Source organism: Sphingomonas glacialis, from assembly GCF_014653575.1.
GTDB lineage: Bacteria > Pseudomonadota > Alphaproteobacteria > Sphingomonadales > Sphingomonadaceae > Sphingomonas > Sphingomonas glacialis.
This window is the reverse complement of sequence record NZ_BNAQ01000031.1, coordinates 1-1,241: the sequence shown is the minus strand read 5'-3', so window position 1 is coordinate 1,241 and position 1,241 is coordinate 1. Positions and strand designations below refer to the sequence as shown.

The 1,241-nt window shown below is 63.5% G+C and carries 2 protein-coding genes; both read left to right on the top strand.

The genetic code is table 11. The features are described 5' to 3' along the window. A partial coding sequence (locus IE187_RS21100; RefSeq protein WP_189677955.1) for an alpha/beta fold hydrolase occupies positions 1–651 on the top strand: 651 nt, incomplete at its 5' end. Continuing rightward, positions 651–1,241 (top strand): MBL fold metallo-hydrolase (locus tag IE187_RS21095; protein WP_189677954.1); only part of this gene is annotated, 591 nt, incomplete at its 3' end. The genes IE187_RS21100 and IE187_RS21095, both read left to right, overlap by 1 nt.

Sequence of the window (1,241 nt, the reverse complement as noted above, 5' to 3'; positions counted from 1 at the left end):
TTTTCGATGGGTGGCGAGCAGGCTTTCCAATGGGCGGTTACGTATCCCGACTTCATGGACCGCATCGTCGTCACCTCGGCGACCGCCAAGACCTGGCCGCATGGCATCGTGCGGCTCGAAAGCCAGATCATCGCGATCGAGAGCGATCCGACCTTTGCAGGCGGCGATTACAAGGTGCAGCCGAAAACCGGCCTCCAGACTTTCGGCGCGATCTGGGCCGGGTGGCTGTTTTCACAAGGGTGGTGGCGCGAGGAAGCGTGGCGCGCCGGCTCGCCCCCCGGCACGACCTTCCGCACCGTTTTCGAGGGGCTCTACAAGGATTTCATTCCAGGCGCCGATGCCAACGATTTGATCCTTCAAATGCACACATGGGAGGCGCATGACGTCGGAACGACCCCGGGCTTCGGTGGAAATGTCAAAAGCGCACTCGCGTCGATCAAGGTGCCGGTGCTGTACATGCCGTCCGCGACCGACCTGTATTTTCCCGTCGACGATGCGCGCTACGAGGCCCGCTTTATCCCGCATGTGACCTTGCTTCCAATCCCGTCGCTCTGGGGTCACACGGCGGGTGCGGCGAGCAATCCGGCCGACGCCAAATTCCTGAACGAGCATATCGGCGCGTTCCTGCAGGGAACGGACACGGCACGGTGATGCGACGCGCTATCATCGCCGGGATCACGCTGGCCCGGCAGCTCTGGCGGCTTGCCCTCCTCGCCGGAGCCTTCTTCGCCACGCCCGCCAGCGCCACTGCTGTCGAACCGGCCGCGGATCCCTTTACGCTGACGTTGATCGCGCCGGGCGTCTATGCCGCGATCGACGGCCCGGAGGGGCGGTCGGGGTCAAATGCCGGCTTCGTCATCGGCGATGACGGGGTGCTCGTGATCGACAGCTTCTTCGATCCAGAGGCGACCAAGGTGCTAATTGCCGACATCCGCAAGCTGACGCCGAAGCCCATTCGCTACGTGGTCAACACGCATTACCACGCGGATCATGTCGGGGGGGATGCCGTGCTCCGCGCCGCGGGCGCAATCATCATTGCGCACCGCAACGTGCGCGGCTGGATACGAACCGAAAATCTCCATTTGTTCGGGGCGCATCCGTCACCGCCATTAGCGGCGATGGTCAAGTCTCTGGCCCTGCCCGATGTGACGACAGACCAGGACCTGACCATCTGGCTCGGCACCCGAAAAATCCTGATCCAGCCAGTGCTCGGCCACACCGGGGGCGACCTGATCGTCACT